Below are 16,650 nucleotides of genomic sequence, written 5' to 3'. Positions count from 1 at the left end.
GAACAGCTCGGACTCGTCGAGCGTGCTCAGCCGGCGGATGTCGGCGCGGATCTGACGCATGTGCCGGGTGGCCTCGACCACGTTGCCGGTGCCCGCCTCGCCCTTGGAGCGGATCATCGCGGCGCCCTCGGCGATCCGGCGCAGCGCCTCGCCGAGGTTGGTCGCGCCGCACACGAACGGGACGGTGAAGGCCCATTTGTCGATGTGGTGGGTCTCGTCGGCGGGAGTCAGCACCTCGGACTCGTCGATGTAGTCGACGCCGAGCGACTGGAGCACCTGGGCCTCGACGAAGTGCCCGATCCGGGCCTTGGCCATGACCGGGATGGAAACGGCGGCGATGATGCCGTCGATCATGTCCGGGTCGGACATGCGGGCCACGCCGCCGTCCTTGCGGATGTCGGCCGGGACGCGCTCAAGCGCCATGACCGCTACCGCGCCGGCGTCCTCGGCGATCTTCGCCTGCTCGGGGGTGACCACGTCCATGATGACGCCGCCCTTGAGCATCTCGGCCATGCCGCGCTTGACGCGGGCCGTACCGAGCTGTGGGGCCGCGTCGGCCTGGCCGGGAGTGGGGGTGGTGGACACAGCTAACCTCGCTCGCGGGTGACTCGGACGTGATGGTGACGCATCCATCTTATGACGTGATGAGCATGATTCCGGCTCACGGCTTGTTAGAAGCGCCCCACCTCAGGCTTACGCAGTGCGGGGCGGTGAGAGGGAGTGACTCTTACCGGGAGAACGCGTCGGCTTAGGCCCGTGCCTTAGCGAGAGAAGACCGCGGGGGGCTCGTCGTCGATTTCGAAAGTCGGTTTCTCGGGGGCACGACCAGCCAGGCGGAAGTACCGCACCCGGCGGTAACCGCGGATCTGGCGTACCGCGCGCACCGATTCGTTATGGAAGCGCCGCGCAAGCTGGACCCTGCGCATCGCCCCGCCTAGCTCTTGGACCAGGTCCGCGCCCTCTGGCGTCGCGCGCACCTGCGCAAGTTCCTCGGGGTCGTCGAACGCCGCGCGCAGGTCACGAGTCAGCGCCGATTCGGCCGGTTCGCGCTCGTCCTCGGTCGCGATCTGGGCGCTGCGCGCCGCGGTGGCGAGGATGACGGCGGTCGCGACGTCGAGCAGCCCCGAGCGAGCGAGTTCCAGGGTGGCCGCGGATCGACGGACCAGCTGAGCGTCCAAGGCGACACGCGCAGCGTCAAGGCGTACGTGCAGCCGGTCGAGCCGGGTGGCGGTCCAGCTTAGATACAGGCCGATCAGCAGGATGACGACCGCGATAAGGACCGCGATCTCGGTGTACTGCGTCAGGACGAGCTTCACCGCTGGCTCCGATCGGAGTCGGCCTGCGGCTCATCGCGCCGCGTGCCCAGGTTCCCGAGCGGTCCGAATCTCGCCGTCCCGGTGCGCGCGGCACTGGTGCGGGTTTGACTGGCGCGAGTTTGGCTGGCCCGGGTGCTGACTTCGGCATTGGACTCGGTGACCATCTCGTAGACGGAGAGAATGTCGTCCGCGACCACCGACCAGTCGTATTTGCGCACGCACCGGGTCGCCTCTTCCCGCAGGGCGCTGCGGCGGTCCGGGGCGGCCAGCAGCCCGAGCGCGGCCTGCGCCAGCGCCGCGGCGTCGCTGTTGGGGAACATCTGGCCGGCCGAGCCGCCCTCGAGTACCAGCGAGAACGCGTCCAGATCGGTGGCCAGGACGGGCGCGCCTGCGCTCATCGCCTCGACCAGAATGATGCCGAAGGACTCACCGCCGGTATTGGGCGCGCAGTAGATGTCCACGGAGCGCAGCAGTTCGGCCTTTTCCTCGTCGGTGACCATGCCGAGGAAAGTCACGTTGTCGCGCACTTCGTCGGGCAGCGCCTCCGCCGCCTCCTCGGTGTCGCCGCGGCCGGCGACGAGCAGACGCGTGGCGGGCCGGGCGTCGACGATCGCGGGAAACGCTTCGAGCAGCACCGGCAGGCCCTTACGCGGCTCGTCGATGCGGCCGATGAACCCGATCGTGCCGCCCTTGCCGTCCGGGCCGTCGTCGCCGTCCGGCGTGATCCACTCGGACCTTGGCTGCGCGTCGGCGAAGTAGGCGACGTCCACGCCGTTCGGGATCACCACCGCGTCGCCGCCGAGGTGTTCGACGAGGGTGCGGCGGGCGTACTCGCTGACCGCGATCCGCGCGTTGATCTTCTCCAGGGCCGGCTGCAGGATCGGATAGGCCGCGGTCATTGCGCGGGAGCGGGGATTGGCGGTGTGGAAGGTCGCGACCATCGGGACTGTGGCGGCCCAGCATGCGAGGAGGGAAAGCGACGGCGTCCCGGGCTCGTGCAGGTGCACGACGTCGAACGCGCCGTCGTGGAGCCAGCGGCGGACCCGTGCGGCGGACAGGAACCCGAAGTTCAGGCGCGCGACCGAGCCGTTGTAGGGCACGGGAACGGCGCGTCCGGCCGAGACGACGTAAGGCGGGACAGGCGTGTCGTCGTCGGCGGGCGCGAGGACGGAGACCTCGTGGCCAAGGCCGATGAGGTGCGCGGCAAGGTCGCGCACGTGGAACTGCACGCCGCCGGGCACGTCCCAGGCGTAGGGGCAGACGATCCCGATCTTCATGGGCGCGGCCTCGAGCGTCGTCTCGCGCGCCGTGGATTCACGTTCACTCGGCGGCGGGCTTGGGAGCCTTGGCCGGGTCCAGGTCGGCCAGCCAGAGTTTCTGCAGCATGTGCCAGTCGGCCGGATGCTCGGCGATGCCCTGCGCGAAGACGTCGACCAGCGCCTGGCACATCGCCGCGATCTTCTGCTCGCGGGTGCCCTCCGCCGGGACCTCGATCTTCGGGTGAACCTTCGCCTGCTGGTAGCCGGCCTCGTACCAGAGCGTCACCGGCATCAGCGCGGCCCCGGTCGACACGGCCAGCGCCGCGGAGCCGGCCGGCAGCTTGGTGGTCTCGCCGAAGAAGCGCACCGGCACGCCGCGGGCGGTCAGGTCGCGCTCGGTCACCAGGCAGACCACGCCGCCGGCCTTGAGCCTCCGGACCAGGCCGAGGAAGGTGTTCTGGCCGCCGGTCAGCGGCAGTACCTCCATGCCGATCGACTCGCGATAGGCGAGGAAGCGCTCGAACAGCCGCTCCGGCTTGAGCCGCTCGGCGACCGTGGTGAAGCCGCCGAAATGGTTGGCGGCCCAGGCTCCCGCGTGGTCCCAGTTGCCCATGTGCGGCAGGGCGAGGACCACGCCCTTGCCCGCGGCGAACTCCTTGTCCAGGATGTCCTGCCCGTCGAGCGGGAAGGTGGCGTCGATCCGCTCCTGCGACCACGTCTCCAGCCGGAAGGTGTCGCACCAGTAGCGCAGGTAGTTGCGCATCGCCTGCTTGGAGACCCGGCGGATGTCTTCTGGGGTCGCCTCTGGCCCGAGCACGCGGGCCAGGTTGCGCTCCAACTGGGTGACGCCCTTGCCCTGTTTGGCCCAGACGCGGTCGGCGACTCGCTCGAACAGCCGGTATGCGGTTCGCTCGGGCAGCCGCTTGACCACGCCCCAGCCGAACGCGTAGAGGCGGTAGGTCGCCCCATCCTTCAGGTTGCTCATTCGCTTGCCTCCGCGATCGGCTCACCCGGTGCGGCCGGGCTCTCAGGACTAACCGGGCCGGCGGGGCCGACGGCCATGGCCTGCTTGCGCACGTGCAGGATGCGTTGCACGACGGTGACGGTCGATCCGATCGCCAGCCCCCACAGCGCGATCGCCTGGATGAACGGCACGCCGAGCCCGGCCAGACCAGTGGCCACCAGCGAGCCGACCAGCCGCTCGCCGCGTTCGACGACGCCGACCGAGCACTCGTAGCCGAGCGATTCGGCCTTGGCCCGCGCGTACGAGGTGATCGCGCCGGAGACCAGGCAGATCAGGGCGAGCACGAACATCCACCGGTCGCGCACCCCGGCGAAGTAGTAGGCCAGAGCGCCGAAGATCGCCGCGTCGCCGAAGCGGTCCATGGTGGCGTCGAGGAAACCGCCCCACCTGGACACCCGCCCGGCCAGCCGGGCCATGGTGCCGTCGAGCAGGTCGGAGAAGATGAACGAGGTGACCGCGACGGTGCCCCAGAAGAACTCCCCGCGCGGGTAGAGCGCGAGCGCCGAGACGACCACGCCGAGCGTGCCGACGACGGTGACGGTGTCGGGTCCTACCCCGCGCCGCAGCAGGAACTGCGCGGTGGGGGTGAGCACGCGGGTGAAGAACGCCCGCGCGTAGCGGTTCAGCATCGAAGTCCCAGCGTCGTCGGCAGCGCGTGGGGCGCTGCGCACGGTGCAGTGTTTAGGGCGGCGTGGCCCCCGGAGCCCGGTTCAGGGCAGCGGACCGCGGCGCCCATCGTATTGGGTTCGCGGCCCGCGAATGTTCCCGGCCCGCGCCCGCAGGTCCTGATGATGCCGCGGCGCGCGCCCGGGTGTGGCGGATCGCGCGACGCCCGCTCGGGTGGAAGGCTTGAAGAGGACTTGTCGGGCGCTTCGAAGAGGAGTTGTCTGCAAGGAAAACCTGAACACTGCGTTACGCGCGAGAATTCGGATCGGCACGGCGCGGCGACGAAGCCGGGCGCGCCGATCAGCGCGGACGCGGGCCAGTACTCGCCGGGAGGATAGCGATGTCCGAGAAGAAGGATGCCAACCGCGGCGGCAGGGATGCGAAGGCGCCGGTGGCCGAGCGGCCGGAGTCCGTCCGCAACGTGGTCCTGGTAGGGCACACCGGCGCCGGGAAGACGACCCTGGTTGAGTCGCTGCTCGCGGCGACCGGGACGATCGGGCGGCCCGGGCGGGTGGAGGACGGATCGACGGTCACCGACTGCGACGACATCGAACACCGGCTCGGCCGCTCGGTCAGCCTGGGGCTCGCGCCGCTCGAGTTCGGCGCGATCAAGGTCAATCTGCTGGACGCGCCGGGTTACGCGGACTTCGTCGGCGATCTGCGGGCGGGGCTGCGGGCCGCGGACGCCGCGTTGTTCGTCGTCTCGGCGGCGGACGGCGTGGACGGCGCGACGCAACTGCTGTGGGAGGAGTGCGCGGCGGTGGGCATGCCGCGCGCGGTCGTCGTGACGAAGCTGGACAGCCCGCGGGCGGATTTCGACGAGACGGTGGCGATCTGCCAGCGGGTCTTCGGGGACGGGGTGCAGCCGCTCTATCTGCCGCTGCTGGACGACCATGAGCAGGTCGGCGGCGTGATGGGCCTGCTTTCGGAGCGGATCTACGACTACACCGGCGGGCAGCGGGTGGAGAACGAGCCCGATCCGGAGCACCTGGAGCTGATCGAGGAGCCGCGTAACGCGCTGATCGAGGGGATCATCGCGGAGAGCGAGGACGAATCTCTGATGGACCGTTACCTCGGCGGCGAGCAGATCGACGTCAAGGTACTGATCGATGATCTGGAAACCGCGGTGGCCCGCGGCCACTTCTACCCGGTGCTGCCCTTGGGCACGGTGCCGCACGAAGGCGCGGACGACGGCGCTATCCGGGTCGGCGCGATCGAGCTGCTTGAGCTGATGACGAAGGCGTTCCCGGCCCCCGGCGAGCACTTGATCCCGGCGGTCACCACGCCGAGCGGCGGGCCGAAGTCGCCACTGGAGTGCGATCCGAACGGTCCGCTGGTGGCCGAGGTGGTCAAGACGACCTCGGACCCATACGTCGGGCGGATCTCGCTGGTGCGGGTGTTCTCCGGGACGCTGCACCCGGAGCAGCCCGTGCACGTGTCGGGGCACGGCCGGGCCGAGCGCGGTCACCCGGATCACGACGTGGACGAGAAGGTCGGCGCGCTCTCCTGCCCGCTGGGCAAGGTGCAGCGCACGATCCAGCAGGCGGTGGCCGGCGACATCGTGGCGGTCGCGAAGCTGGCACACGCCGAAACCGGCGACACGCTCTCGGCGAAGGACGACCCGGCGCTGATGGAGCCGTGGGTGATGCCCGATCCGCTGTTGCCGGTGGCGGTGCTGGCGAAGGCGAAGTCGGACGAGGACAAGCTTGGGCAGGCGCTGGGCCGGCTGGTGGCCGAGGACCCGACGCTGCGCCTGGAGATCAACCCGGAGACGCATCAGCTGGTGCTGTGGTGCATGGGCGAGGCGCACCGCGACGTGGTCCTTGACCGGTTGGCGACGCGGTACAGCGTGGCCGTGGACACGGTGCCTTACCGCATCTCGCTGCGGGAGACGTTCACGGGTAACGCGTCCGGGCACGGGCGGCACGTCAAGCAGTCCGGCGGGCACGGTCAGTACGCGATCTGCGACATCCAAGTCGAGCCGCTGCCGAACGGCGGGGGCTTCGAGTTCGTGGACAAGGTGGTCGGCGGCGCGGTCCCGCGGCAGTTCATCCCGTCGGTGGAGAAGGGCGTGCGCACGCAGCTTGAGCGGGGCGTTTTCGCCGGATACCCGCTGGTCGACGTGCGCGTGACGCTGTTCGACGGCAAGGCGCACTCGGTGGACTCCTCCGACATGGCGTTCCAGACGGCCGGCGCGCTGGCGCTCAAGGACGCGGCGGCGAAGATCACCGGCGCGCTACTGGAACCGGTCGACGCGGTGGAGATCCGGGTAGCGGACGAATTCCTCGGCGCGGTGATGGGTGACCTGTCGGGACGGCGCGGCCGGGTGCTTGGCACCGAACCCGACTCGTCTGGACGCACGCTGGTGCGCGCGGAGGTGCCGGAGACCGAGCTGTCGCGTTACCCGGTGGAGCTGCGCTCCCTCTCGCACGGCACCGGCGTGTTCACGCGCGAATACCTACGGCACGAGGCCATGCCGCCTCAGGTCGCGGCGAAGATCCTGGCCGAGTCGGCGTCCTGATCGTCAGAACTGCGCGGTGATCCGGGTGCACCGGCCAGTCCGGTCGCACCCGGCCCGCAGGGCCAGTACCCGGTCGGCACGGATCGGGAAGACGACCAGCCCGGAGTACTCGACCGGTTCGCCGGGGTGTTCGCGCAGCCGCTCGGTGAGCAGTTCGTACTCGTCGACCGGCTCGTCGCCGAGGTCGGTGAACTCGGTGAGCGCGGATTCGTCGAGCAGGCATAGGTAACCTGACGGTGCGTCGAATCCAGGCGCCGCCGTCTCCCACCGCACCGGTTCGTCCTCAGCGACGCGCAGTTCGAGCCCAGACGCGTTTGCGGATACCTGATATTCGCCCGGCGGCAGCGTGAGGTCGAGCGGTTTGGCGTCACCGAACAGCGCGCTCGGATCGCCGACGATGAGCCGGCCGGTCGGCAGCGCGAGGGTGGCGTGCATGCAAATGATCTTAAGAGGCGTCGGTGTCCGCGGACCAATGCCGCGCTAGCAGATCGCGGGTGTCGGCGAGCAGTTGCGGCAGAACCCTGGTACGGCCGATCACCGGCATGAAGTTCGCGTCGCCGCCCCAGCGCGGCACGATGTGCTGGTGCAGGTGCGCGGCGATGCCCGCCCCGGCGACGGTGCCCTGATTCATGCCCAGGTTGAAGCCGTGCGGGTTCGAGGCGGCACGCAGCGCGGCCATGCCCTGCTTGGTGAACGCGGCGAGTTCGGCGGTCTCGTCCAAGGACAGCTCGGTGTAGTCGGCGATGTGCCGGTATGGGCAGATGAGCAGGTGACCGGGGCTGTACGGATAAAGATTGAGGACCGCGTAGACGAGTTTTCCGCGCTCGACAATAAGCCCCTGCTCGTCGCTGAGCGTGGGCACCCGGCAGAACGGGCAGCCGTCGCCGGCCTCGGTGCTTTCCGGCTTGTTCTCACCTTTGATGTACGCCATGCGGTGCGGCATCCACAGCCGCTCGACGTCGTCGGGCACGCCGGGACCGTCAGGCTGACCGGAGCCGGAACCGGTGCCGTCGGCGCCGTCCTGAACACCTGCCTGCCGCTCGGTCTGCATCCGCGCATCCATAGCGGCCAGCATATTGGGTGAGCCTCGGGGCCGGTCACGACCGTGCCTGGTTGGTGACCGGCCTGCGAGAGCCCGCACGGGAGCGAGCCTCGGCGGGTCAGCGCCGTTCGCGCACCGCCGCGACGATCTCGGCGACGGCCTCGTCGACCGGCACGCCGTTCTTCTGCTCACCGCTGCGGTAACGGAACGAGACCGCGCCCTTTGCCGCGTCCTCGTCTCCGGCCAGCAGCATGTAGGGCACCTTGGCCTTCTGCGCGTTGCGGATCTTCTTCTGCATGCGGTCGTCCGACGCGTCCACCTCGACGCGGATGCCCTGAGCGCGCAGCTTGGCGGCGATCTCGTCGAGGTACGCCACGTGCGTGTCGGTGATCGGAATTCCGGTCACCTGCACCGGGGCCAGCCAGGCCGGGAACGCGCCCGCGTAGTGCTCCAGCAGGATCGCGAAGAACCGCTCGATCGAGCCGAACAGCGCGCGGTGGATCATCACCGGCTGGTGGCGGGCGCCGTCCGCGCCGGTGTACTCGAGGCCGAAGCGCTCGGGCTGGTTGAAGTCGACCTGGATGGTCGAGAGCTGCCAGGTGCGCCCGATCGCATCCCTGGCCTGCACCGAGATCTTCGGTCCGTAGAACGCCGCGCCACCCGGGTCGTCGACCAGCTCGAGTTCCTGCTTGAGCGCGGCCTGGCGCAGCGCCTCGGTGGCCTCGGCCCAGGCCTCGTCGGTGCCGATGGACTTCTCCGGGTCGCGGGTGGACAGCTCCAGGTAGAAGTCGTTCAGGCCGTAGTCGCGCAGCAGGTTCAGCACGAAGGTGAGCAGGCTGTCCAGCTCACCTGGCATCTGCTCCACGGTGCAGTAGATGTGCGCGTCGTCCTGGGTGAAGCCGCGGGCCCTGGTCAGGCCGTGCACGACGCCGGACTTCTCGTACCGGTACACCGTCCCGAACTCGAACAGCCGCAGCGGCAGCTCGCGGTAAGAGCGGCCGCGCGCGTCGAAGATCAGGTTGTGCATCGGGCAGTTCATCGGCTTCATGTAGTACTTGACGCCCTCGTCCAGCTCCATGGGCGGGTACATGCCGTCGGCGTACCAGTCCAGGTGGCCAGAGGTCTCGTAGAGGGTGCCCTTGGTGGTGTGCGGGGTGTATACGAACTCGTACCCCGCCTCCTCGTGCCGGCGGCGGGAGTACTCCTCCATCGCCATGCGCACGGTGCCGCCCTTGGGGTGGAACACCGCGAGGCCAGAGCCGATCTGGTCCGGGATGGAGAACAGGTCAAGCTCGGTGCCGAGCTTGCGGTGGTCGCGCTTCTCCGCCTCGGCGAGGAATTCCAGGTGCGCCTTGAGGGCGTCCCTCGATTCCCACGCGGTGCCGTAGATCCGCTGAAGCTGCGGGTTCTTCTCGCTGCCGCGCCAGTACGCGGCGGCCGAGCGCATCAGCTTGAACGCGGGGATGTTACGGGTGGTCGGCAGGTGCGGACCGCGGCACAGGTCCTTCCAGCACAGCTCGCCGGATTTGGGGTCGAGGTTGTCGTAGATGGTCAGCTCACCCGCGCCGACCTCGGCCGAGGCGCCGTCGGCGGCGTTCGCGGCGGAGCCCTTCAGGCCGATCAGCTCCAGCTTGAACGGCTCGGCGGCCAACTCGGCGCGCGCGTCGTCGTCGGAGACGGCGCGGCGGGAGAAGCGCTGGCCTTGCTTGACGATCGCCTGCATGCGCTGCTCGATGGTCTTGAGGTCCTCCGGGGTGAAGGGCCGCTCGACCTGGAAGTCGTAGTAGAACCCGTCCTTGATCGGCGGGCCGATGCCGAGCTTGGCCTCGGGGAAGACTTCCTGCACCGCCTGCGCCATCACATGCGCGGTGGAGTGCCGCAGGATCGCGCGCCCGTCCTCGGAGTCGATCGCGACCGGGGCGATCACGTCGCCGTCGGCGAGCGGCCTGGCGAGGTCGATCAGCACGCCGTGCGCGGAACCCGCCGCGTGCAGGCGCGCGGCGATGTTGGAGCGGTCGCCGCCGAACTCCGCGGCGAAAAGGTCGCCGACGGTCGTGCCCGTAGTGACCGTCCGCTCGGCCCGTTCGGCTTGGCGGTCGATGGTCACCCGGATCTCGGACACCGTGGTCTCCTTGTTCGTCTGCTCTGCTTCGTCTACTTCCGGCGCGGCGCGGAGGTGCGCTGCTCTGCACGATCGTACCGACAGCGGTGGCCCAGACATGACCGCATTTCGGGGCGGCGCACACCACCGGGCGGTCGATCGCTCTGAACCCATCGGTGCCGCAGGGCCGTGTACGTAGACGGATACGCAGGCTTACGATGGGCTACGGCGTGACGTCGACGGGGTACGAAAAAGAACAATTCAATTGATCATCCTGGATTGGGGTGACGCACGGTGGGTGTCGAGATAGCGATCGCCGTAGTAGCCGTGGCGGCGCTGTTCGGTCGTCCGCGGTTCCGAGTCGTGCGGCAGTTCGAGCGGGGCGTGGTGTTCCGCTGGGGGAAGGTGCTCGGTCGGCCGCGAGAGGCCGGAATCGCCATGCTGGTGCCCTTCTCCGACAAGCTGGTGCGGGTCAACACGCAGATCGTGACGATGCCGGTGCCCGCGCAGGAGGGCATCACGCGCGACAACGTGACGGTGCGCGTCGACGCGGTCGTGTACTTCCGCGTGGTCGACCCCGTGCGGGCCCTGGTCGAGGTGCAGGACTACCAGTTCGCGATCGGGCAGGTCGCGCAGACCTCGCTGCGGTCGATCATCGGCAAGTCCGAGCTGGACGACCTGCTGACCAACCGGGAGCCGCTGAACCAGGGCCTGGCGCTGATGTTGGACTCGCCGGCGGTGGGCTGGGGCATCCACATCGACCGGGTGGAGATCAAGGACGTCGCGCTGCCCGAGTCGATGAAGCGCACGATGGCCAGGCAGGCGGAGGCGGACCGGGAGCGGCGCGCTCGCATCATCACCGCCGACGGCGAGCTCCAGGCCTCCAAGAAGCTGGCGCAGGCGGCCGACGTGATGTCAGACAGCCCGGCGGCGTTGCAGTTGCGCCTGTTGCAGACGATGGTCGAGGTCGCCTCGGAGAAGTCGTCCACGGTGATCCTGCCGTTCCCGGTGGAACTGCTGCGCTTCCTCGAGCACTCGTCGCTGCCGCACGCTGAGCGCGCCGCCGAGGCGCGGGCCGGGAACCGGAGCCGCAACCGCGCGATCGACGCGGACGAGGAGGCGGCCGAGCTGACCGCCCCGGTCAAGCCGGAGCAGATCGAATCGCCCGAGATCCCGGCGCTGCCCGAGGTGGCACCGGTGTCGGAGAACGCGAGCGTGCCCGACCCGATCGAGGAGGAGCTCAAGCGGGCCGAGGCGCAGTCATCAGACGGCGCGCGGGCGGCGAGCGCGTAACGCAACGAGGCCAAGCGAACCAAGCCGGACCTGCGGTGTCCGGTTCAATCGGACACCGCATCCGCCGGGTCACGTCAGTCCCAGCCTGCCCTGGCATAGCACAGCGTCTGATGTCCTGTGTCCGTTGCATCCGGACACAGGACTCTGCTTTACTCGGCTACCCGCCAGCCGGACCGTTACGCAGGTAGTCCAGCACGACCGGGTCGATTTTGCCCTCCACCAGGCGCATCTCCAGGTTCTCCCGGCCGCCCCAGCTGCCCAGCGCCTTGCCCAGCTCGCCGGTGAAGCCCCGCTCGGACAGCAGCCTGGAGACCTCCCCGGCCAGCTCGCCCTCGAGAGGGAGCAGCGTCTCGGGGTCGGGCTTGCCGAACAGCAGCTCGTGCACGTCAAGCAGCCGGGCCAGCTCGGCCACCGGCTCCTCGTGGTCGTCGACACGCAGGTCGACCAGCACGTCGCTGCCGTCGTACCCCTCGCCAGCCGCGACCACGTACAGCGCCGCGCTCTGCTTGCCCCGGCTGTCGCCGCCGACCTTGTCCCCGGCCGTCAGCGCCGCGAGCAGCCTGCGGGCCAGCGGTCCGCGCTGATCGGAGGCCAGCCACGCCTCCTCCATCAGCGCCACCACGCGCGAGCCGGCCAGGATGTTGCCCTGGATCGCGTAGCCGTACCCGGTCGCGCCGCCGGCCCAGGGCAGGCAGCCGGGGCCGGTGTACGTCGCCGCCTGGCCATCCGCGTCCACGACGCCGAGCTGGCGCTCGGAGGCCAGCTCGTCCGCGCTGGTCAGTTCCTCGACGGTCGCTTTCGCGCTGCGGCCCTCCGCCAGCAGCCGCAGCCCTTCGTCCCGGTAGCGCAGGTTCGCCAGGGCCTGGGTGGCCAGGGCGCCGCCCGGCCGGCCTTCGCGGGAGACCGCGGCGGCCGGGACCATGGCGCCGACGGCGAGGAACTTGGAGGCCACCGCGACGCCGAAGTGCCGGCCGTCTGCGCTGCGGGCGACTATGGAGAAGGTCATGCGCTCAGTTTTCCAAGACCGGCAGCAGTTGCGGAAGATGGCCGTCGAATCGTTCGCCGGTCGCGACCCGCTCCTCGGACACGTCGCCGTAGGTTGTGCCGCGCTGCCGGGTCGGCCGCCCGGCCGCGGCGGCAATCGCCTTGATTTCGTGTACTGACTTATAGCTGCCGTAGGACGAGCCGGCCATCCGCGAGATGGTCTCCTCCATGAGTGTGCCGCCGAGGTCGTTGGCCCCGCTGCGCAGCATCTCGGCCGCGCCGTCCGGGCCGAGCTTGACCCAGCTGGTCTGGATGTTGGGGATCAGCGGGTGCAGCAGCAGCCGGGCCATCGCGGTCACGGCCCGGTTCTCGGCCATGGTCGGGCCGGGGCGGGCGATGCCGGCCAGGTACACCGGCGCGTTGGTGTGCACGAACGGCAGCGTCACGAACTCGGTGAAGCCGGCGTGGCCGCGGTCGAGGTTTCGGCGCTGCATGTCGGCGAGCAGGCGCAGGTGGCCGACCCAGTGCCGCGGCTCGTCGACGTGGCCGTACATCATCGTGGAGGAGGAGCGCAGGCCGACGCTGTGCGCGGTCTCGACGATTTCCACCCAGGCCGCGGCCGGCAGCTTGCCTTTGGTCAGGACCCAGCGCACCTCGTCATCCAGGATCTCGGCCGCAGTACCCGGAATAGTGTCGAGCCCGGATTCGCGCGCCGCGGTTAGCCAGTCCCGGATCGACATCCCCGTACGGGAAACTCCGTTCGCGACCTCCATCGGCGAGAAGGCGTGTACATGCATGCCTGGAACGCGTTCCTTCACCGCGCGCGCGATGTCGAAGTATGCGGTACCGGGCAGGTCGGGATGAATGCCGCCCTGCATACACACCTCGGTCGCGCCCACCTCCCACGCTTGCTGCGCGCGGTCGGCGACCTGGTCGAGGGAGAGCGTGTACGCATCGGCATCGGTGCGACGCTGAGCGAAGGCGCAAAACCGGCAGCCGGTGTAGCAAACGTTGGTGAAGTTGATGTTCCTTGTAACGAGGAACGTCACCTCCTCCCCCACCGTCGCCCGCCGCACGTCATCCGCGATCCGGCACAGTTCGTCGAGCGCGGCGGCATGATCCGGCGTGGCGTGCGCGGCTGTGCTGAACAGGGCGAGCGCCTGAGCGTCTGTCAGCCGCGTCGGGTCGTCAGCCGCGACCGACAACGCCGCGCGCACCTCACTATCAAGCCGAATCGGCGCGCCCGGGCCATCGGCTCGCCCCTTCTGCGCGCCGTTGTGATTTCCACTGCCGCGCCGTACCGATTCCGACTCCCGCAGTTCCTCCCAGTCCCCGTACACCGCATCGAAGTCGCCACGCCGGTCGTCGGTGCGCCCTTCCGCGTCAATCGCGGTATGAAGATCGGTACGGCCGGACGCGCTGAGAACCGCCTCGGGCTCCTGCCATGCGCGCCCCTCCACGATCGCGTCCTCGTCGGCGAGTCCGGTCGCCGGATCGACGAGCGCGCGCACGTGCGGCACGAGACGCGGATCGAGCCAGGGCTCGCCGCGCTTGACGAACTCCGGATAGATCGTTAGTCGCTCGCGGAGGGTGAACCCGAGGTCAGCCGTCCGCGCGGCCAGCTCCTCGATGTGCGGCCACGGACGCTCCGGATTGACGTGATCCGGCGTCAGCGGGGAGACGCCACCCCAGTCGTCGATGCCCGCGTCAATCATCTGAGCGTATTGTTCGCCGACCAGGTTCGGCGGGGCCTGGATGCGCGCGGCCGGGCCGAGAATCAACCGGGCAACGGCGATCGCCGCCGCCAGCTCATCCAGATCGGCGTCAGCGGTCCGCCGCATCGCCGTATCAGGCTTCGCGCGGAAGTTCTGGATGATGATCTCTTGAATGCCCTGGTACTGGCGTTGGACGCGGCGGATCGCGAACAGCGCGTCTGCCCTTTCCGCGTACGTCTCGCCGATCCCGATCAGCAACCCGGTCGTGAACGGGACGTTCGATCGCCCAGCGTCCTCAAGCACCCGCAGGCGAACCGCCGGTTCCTTGTCCGGCGAGCCGTAGTGCGGGCCGCCGGGCTCGGACCACAGGCGGGTCGCGGTCGTCTCCAGCATCATGCCCATCGACGGCGCGACCGGCTTGAGTCGCTGGAAGTCCGTCCAGCTCAGCACGCCGGGGTTGAGATGTGGCAGCAGCCCTGTTTCCTCCAGCACGCGCACAGCCATCGCGCGTACGTAGGCGAGCGTGTCGTCGTAGCCGTGGGCGTCGAGCCACTCGCGCGCTTCCGGCCAACGGTCCTCGGGCCGGTCGCCTAACGTGAACAGCGCTTCCTTACAGCCGAGCGCTGCGCCCTTACGGGCAATGTCCAGTACTTCGTCCGGCGATAGGTACATGCCATGGCCTTCACGCCGCAGCTTGCCGGGGACCGTGACGAAGGTGCAGTAACCGCAGCGATCGCGGCACAGCCGGGTGAGAGGTATGAAGACCTTGCGCGAGTACGTGATGACGCCTGGACGCCCGGCCTCCGCCAACCCCGCATCACGCAGACGCCCAGCGATGGACGAAAGAGCCTTGAGGTCCTCGCCGCGGGCCTGTAGCAGCACCTCGGCCTCGGCCTGATCCAGGGCGACACCCTGGTCGGCGCGGTGCAGCGCGCGCCGCATCCCCGTCCGCGTCGGCTCGTGCCGCTGCTCAACCATCCACGCCTCCACTGCTCCACTGCTCGCGCCCGCCGCCCGTGCCCGTGCGGCTCGTGCCATGCTCATGCCCTCATGCGAACCGGGGCACGGCTCCTATCCTTCCCTGTCCCGGCGACCAGTTTGAGGAAGGCGCTTCATCGCCGAGCGCTCGCCGTCTGCGCCTTTGGGTCAGGCGCCCGCCGCCGAGTTACCCTGAACGACGTCTCAACCAGGGAGTGATCAATGGCGATCAGCGTGTTCGACCTGTTCTCGATCGGCATCGGGCCGTCGAGTTCACACACGGTCGGACCGATGCGGGCCGCGCGCATGTTCGCGCGCCGGCTCAAGTCCGAGGGGCTGCTCGCCCAAGCCGCGACCGTCCGCGCGGAACTATTCGGTTCACTCGGCGCGACCGGCCACGGGCACGGCACGCCGCGAGCAGTGCTGCTTGGCCTCGAAGGCAACTCACCGCGCACGGTGGACCTGGGGCAGGCTGACGTGGACGTCGCGCGGATCAGGCAGAGCGGCAGGCTGCGGTTGCTGGGTCACGAACTCGGCGCGGCCCACGAGATCGCGTTCGACGAGCAGGAGCAACTGATCCTGCACCGCAGGCGCGCGCTCCCCTACCACGCGAACGGCATGACGCTCTGCGCGTACGACGCAGCTGGACTTCCACTGCTGGAGAAGACGTACTACTCGGTGGGCGGCGGCTTCGTCGTCGATGAGGACAAGATCGGAGCCGACCGGATCGTCCCGGACGACACGGTCCTGCGGCACCCCTTCCGCACAGGGGAAGAACTGCTGCGGCTCACCCGCGAGACCGGCCTGTCGATCTCCGCGCTGATGCTGGAGAACGAACTGGCCTGGCGCAGCGAGGAGCAAATCCGCACCGGGCTGCTGGAGATCTGGCGAGTGATGCGCGAGTGCGTAGAACGTGGCATGACGCGCGAGGGCATTCTGCCGGGCGGTCTCAAGGTGCGCCGTAGGGCAGCCATCGCGGCGAGGGCGCTAAGGGCGGAGGGCACGACCCCGGCGAACGCGATGGAGTGGGTAACGCTCTACGCGATGGCGGTCAACGAGGAAAACGCGGCAGGCGGGCGCGTGGTGACGGCGCCGACGAACGGAGCGGCCGGCATCATCCCCGCGGTCCTGCTCTACTACACGACATTCATCCCTGGCGCGGACGACGAAGGCATCATCAGATTTCTGCTCGCGGCCGGCGCGATCGGCATGCTCTACAAGGAAAACGCGAGCATCTCCGGCGCTGAGGTCGGCTGCCAGGGCGAGGTCGGCTCGGCCTGTTCGATGGCCGCCGGCGGCCTCGCCGAGGTGCTGGGCGCGAGCCCCGAGCAGGTCGAGAACGCTGCCGAGATCGGCATGGAGCACAACCTGGGCCTCACCTGCGACCCGGTCGGCGGCCTGGTGCAGATCCCGTGCATCGAGCGCAATGGCATGGCCGCGGTCAAGGCCGTCACCGCCGCGCGCATGGCTCTGCGCGGCGACGGCCGCCATCACGTCTCGCTGGACAAGGTCATCAAGACCATGAAGGAGACCGGCGCCGACATGAAGGTCAAGTACAAGGAGACCGCGCGCGGCGGCCTCGCGGTCAACGTCATCGAGTGCTAGGCCGGGTGTAAGAAGTAGCGTCGGACAAGGCCGCGGCGTCTGGCGCGTGCGATCGCAAGGCGGCGGAGCGTCCTCATATCGGGCATCTGCGGACGCTTCGCCAACGCAGCGAGCGTGCGTGGCAGGCGTCGCGGCCCCGGCGAAAC

At 69.3% G+C, this 16,650-nt stretch carries 12 protein-coding genes and 1 pseudogene; 3 read left to right on the top strand and 10 right to left on the bottom strand.

Features of this window, described 5'->3' with window-relative positions; all coding sequences use genetic code 11:
- The 5 genes and pseudogenes from VN779_RS15190 to pgsA form a co-directional block, all read right to left on the bottom strand.
- Positions 1-585, bottom strand: a pseudogene (locus VN779_RS15190) (pyridoxal 5'-phosphate synthase lyase subunit PdxS); the annotation flags it as partial.
- A 176-nt stretch (positions 586-761) separates the two neighbouring features.
- Entirely contained in the window at positions 762-1,316 is a 555-nt protein-coding gene (locus VN779_RS15185) for a hypothetical protein (RefSeq protein ID WP_325723717.1), read from the bottom strand.
- Positions 1,313-2,593, bottom strand: coding sequence for a glycosyltransferase family 4 protein (locus VN779_RS15180; protein WP_325723715.1), 1,281 nt, complete (start codon positions 2,591-2,593; stop codon positions 1,313-1,315). The genes VN779_RS15185 and VN779_RS15180 overlap by 4 nt, the downstream gene beginning before the upstream one ends.
- Before the next feature lie 43 nt (positions 2,594-2,636).
- Entirely contained in the window at positions 2,637-3,560 is a 924-nt protein-coding gene (locus tag VN779_RS15175) for a phosphatidylinositol mannoside acyltransferase (protein WP_325723713.1), read from the bottom strand.
- Positions 3,557-4,228: a phosphatidylinositol phosphate synthase gene (pgsA, locus tag VN779_RS15170; protein WP_325723711.1), complete on the bottom strand. Its 672-nt coding sequence runs from the start codon at positions 4,226-4,228 to the stop codon at positions 3,557-3,559. Before pgsA ends, VN779_RS15175 begins: the two co-directional genes overlap by 4 nt.
- Before the next feature lie 377 nt (positions 4,229-4,605).
- Between pgsA and VN779_RS15165 the strand changes: the two genes are divergently transcribed.
- Positions 4,606-6,786 (top strand): elongation factor G-like protein EF-G2, encoded by a 2,181-nt coding sequence (locus VN779_RS15165; RefSeq protein ID WP_325723709.1) that lies wholly within the window; start codon positions 4,606-4,608, stop codon positions 6,784-6,786.
- Between the two features lie 3 nt (positions 6,787-6,789).
- Here VN779_RS15165 and VN779_RS15160 read toward each other — a convergent pair whose 3' ends face one another.
- The 3 genes from VN779_RS15160 to thrS form a co-directional block, all read right to left on the bottom strand.
- The gene (locus VN779_RS15160) at positions 6,790-7,221 is read right to left on the bottom strand and encodes a hypothetical protein (protein ID WP_325723707.1); all 432 of its coding nucleotides are present in this window, start codon (positions 7,219-7,221) and stop codon (positions 6,790-6,792) included.
- 10 nt (positions 7,222-7,231) lie between these two features.
- On the bottom strand, positions 7,232-7,849 hold the full coding sequence (locus VN779_RS15155) for an HIT family protein (protein WP_325723705.1): 618 nt from the start codon (positions 7,847-7,849) through the stop codon (positions 7,232-7,234).
- Between the two features lie 97 nt (positions 7,850-7,946).
- On the bottom strand, positions 7,947-9,950 hold the full coding sequence (thrS, locus tag VN779_RS15150; RefSeq protein ID WP_325723703.1) for a threonine--tRNA ligase: 2,004 nt from the start codon (positions 9,948-9,950) through the stop codon (positions 7,947-7,949).
- 273 nt (positions 9,951-10,223) lie between these two features.
- On the opposite strand from thrS, the gene VN779_RS15145 reads away from it, so the two are divergent.
- Positions 10,224-11,222: a slipin family protein gene (locus VN779_RS15145; protein ID WP_325723701.1), complete on the top strand. Its 999-nt coding sequence runs from the start codon at positions 10,224-10,226 to the stop codon at positions 11,220-11,222.
- Positions 11,223-11,379: 157 nt separating this feature from the next.
- On the opposite strand, the gene VN779_RS15140 is transcribed toward VN779_RS15145, so the two are convergent.
- Together VN779_RS15140 and VN779_RS15135 are read right to left on the bottom strand one after the other, a co-directional pair.
- A complete protein-coding gene (locus tag VN779_RS15140) occupies positions 11,380-12,228 on the bottom strand; it encodes a DUF1028 domain-containing protein (protein WP_325723699.1) in 849 nt (282 codons plus the stop codon).
- 4 nt (positions 12,229-12,232) lie between these two features.
- On the bottom strand, positions 12,233-14,863 hold the full coding sequence (locus tag VN779_RS15135) for a bifunctional FO biosynthesis protein CofGH (protein ID WP_414639676.1): 2,631 nt from the start codon (positions 14,861-14,863) through the stop codon (positions 12,233-12,235).
- 258 nt (positions 14,864-15,121) lie between these two features.
- On the opposite strand from VN779_RS15135, the gene VN779_RS15130 reads away from it, so the two are divergent.
- Positions 15,122-16,504 (top strand): L-serine ammonia-lyase, encoded by a 1,383-nt coding sequence (locus VN779_RS15130; protein ID WP_325723695.1) that lies wholly within the window; start codon positions 15,122-15,124, stop codon positions 16,502-16,504.
- The last annotated feature ends 146 nt before the right edge of the window (positions 16,505-16,650 follow it).

The sequence above is a fragment of the Actinocrinis sp. genome (genome assembly GCF_035605935.1).
In the GTDB taxonomy this organism is placed as follows: Bacteria; Actinomycetota; Actinomycetes; order Streptomycetales; family Catenulisporaceae; genus Actinocrinis.
Note: the sequence above shows the minus strand (reverse complement) of the source record. Positions and strands in the feature narration are given on the sequence as shown.